Annotated in this window: 3 protein-coding genes; 1 reads left to right on the forward strand and 2 read right to left on the reverse strand. The window is 67.5% G+C overall.

From position 1 onward, the window contains the following. Together ABI213_RS11155 and ABI213_RS11160 are read right to left on the reverse strand one after the other, a co-directional pair. Positions 1-202: SDR family NAD(P)-dependent oxidoreductase (locus ABI213_RS11155; RefSeq protein ID WP_348027081.1), on the reverse strand; the 202-nt coding region annotated here is incomplete at its 3' end. 101 nt (positions 203-303) lie between these two features. Then, entirely contained in the window at positions 304-1,140 is an 837-nt protein-coding gene (locus ABI213_RS11160; protein ID WP_348007443.1) for an oxidoreductase, read from the reverse strand. Positions 1,141-1,233: 93 nt separating this feature from the next. Between ABI213_RS11160 and ABI213_RS11165 the strand changes: the two genes are divergently transcribed. Further along, positions 1,234-2,006, forward strand: a 773-nt coding sequence (locus ABI213_RS11165; RefSeq protein WP_348027082.1) for an AraC family transcriptional regulator, incomplete at its 3' end; no start/stop codon positions are given.

The following is a 2,006-nucleotide window of genomic DNA, read 5'->3' on the forward strand; positions in this document are numbered from 1 at the left end:
CCTGCACAGCGGCGTGCGCCTGGGCCTCGTTGGCCACGTCCAGGTCCAGCGCCAGCAGGCGGTCGTGGACGGTGGAGATCTGCTGGCGGCTGCGGGCGGTGGCGACCACGTTGTGGCCTGCGTCCAGCGCGGCTTGCACGGTGTGCGCGCCAATGCCGCGGGCTGCGCCGGTAATGAACCAGGTGGTGGGTGGGGTTGCCATGGGGGCTCCTTAGGTGAAGTATGAAATGCTCTGTAATCAATAGCTGCTTGCGCAGGTAGCGCCTGCGCAAACGGGCTATTTGGCTTATAAAACCGGGCGGGCTAAAACAAGCCGTCGGTGGTGACCGACAGCGCTTGCCAGGCCGCCAGCTCAGCGCGCAGGCTGTCAATCTTTGCGCCCACCACCGCCACCGCATCGCTGCCCGCCGCAAAGCGCAGCGGCGGCGTGGGGTGGGCGGCCAGCTGCAGCAGTACTGCGGCCAGCCGCGCCGGGTCGCCGGGCTGCTGGTGGTTGTAGCGGCCATATTTGGCGCTGATGTCCGCGGACTGCGCGGCGTAATCCGGCACCGCCATGCTGCCGTAGCGCACCGATTGCGCATCCAGAAAGTCGGTGCGGAAGTAGCCGGGCTCGATGATGGTGACCCGGATGCCGAAGGGCTGCACCTCCTGCGCCAGGCCTTCCGAGAAGCCTTCCACCGCAAACTTGGTGGCGCAGTACAGCGAAGCACCGGGGTGGCCCCCCTCGATGCCGCCGATGGAAGACAGGTTGAACACATGGCCTGCGCGCTGTTGGCGCATCACCGGCAGCACCGCGCGCGTGACGTGGAACAGGCCAAACACATTGGTGTCGAACTGCGCCTGCGCTTGCGCCGCACTGACTTCTTCAAACAGGCCCATCTGGCCGTAGCCCGCGTTGTTGACCAGCACGTCGATGCGGCCAAAGTGCGCCACGGCGGCCTGTACCGCGGCCTGGGCCTGGGCGGCATCGGTGACATCCAGGTCCAGCGCCAGCAGGCGGTCGCCGGTGGCTTGGATGCTGCCGCGCTGGCGGGCGGTGGCCACCACGTTGTGGCCGGCGGCCAGCGCGGCCTGCACGGTGTGGGCACCGATGCCGCGGGCTGCGCCGGTAATGAACCAAGTGGGGGGATGGAAAGACATGGAAAAGCTCCTGGGTGGTGAAGAGCTTGACTATCCCCGTGTAGGCCCTTGCCACGGTAGCCTGATGCTGCGCAGCTCTTGCATAATCCTCGCATGCTGCCAACGCCTTCTTCCCCATCCCTGCAAGCGTTGTGCGCCTTGATTGCACAACACTGCGTACAGAGCCGCACCGCCACCGCCATCCCGCGCGTCAGCCTGGTGCGTTCTGACACCGCTACGCTGCCGGTCGGCGTGGTCTACCAGCCCATGCTGTGCATCGTGGCGCAGGGGGCCAAGCGTGCGCTGCTGGGCGACACCATCGTCGAGTACCGCGCGGGCCAGTACCTGGTGGTGTCGGTTGATTTGCCGATCACCGGCGCGGTGGTCCAGGCCCGCCCGGACGCGCCGTACCTGGCCGTCTCGCTGGCGCTGGACCCGGCAGTGCTGGCCGAAATGCTGCTGACCCTGCCGGGCCCGCCCCCGGGTGCGCCACCGCAGGGTTTGGCGGTGAGCCCCGCTACACCCGATCTGCTGGATGCCGCGCTGCGTTTGTTGCGCCTGCTGGACACCCCGGCCCAAATCCCCATGCTGGCCCCGTTGGTCGAGCGCGAAATTTTGTACCGTTTGCTGACGGGCGCGCAGGCCCCCATGCTGCGCCAGATCGCCATGGCCCACAGCCACCTGGCGCACGTCAGCCGCGCCATCGGCTGGATCCGCAGCCACTTTGCCGAGCCGCTGCGCATTGACGCGGTGGCGCAGCAGGTGCACATGACCGCCTCTACCTTCCACCGGCATTTCAAGGCCGTCACCGCCATGAGCCCGCTGCAGTACCAAAAGCAGATTCGCCTGCAGGAGGCCCGCCGCCTGCTGCTGGTCGGGCAGGCCGA

Source organism: Rhodoferax sp. (genome assembly GCF_039922535.1).
In the GTDB taxonomy this organism is placed as follows: domain Bacteria; phylum Pseudomonadota; class Gammaproteobacteria; order Burkholderiales; family Burkholderiaceae_C; genus Rhodoferax_B.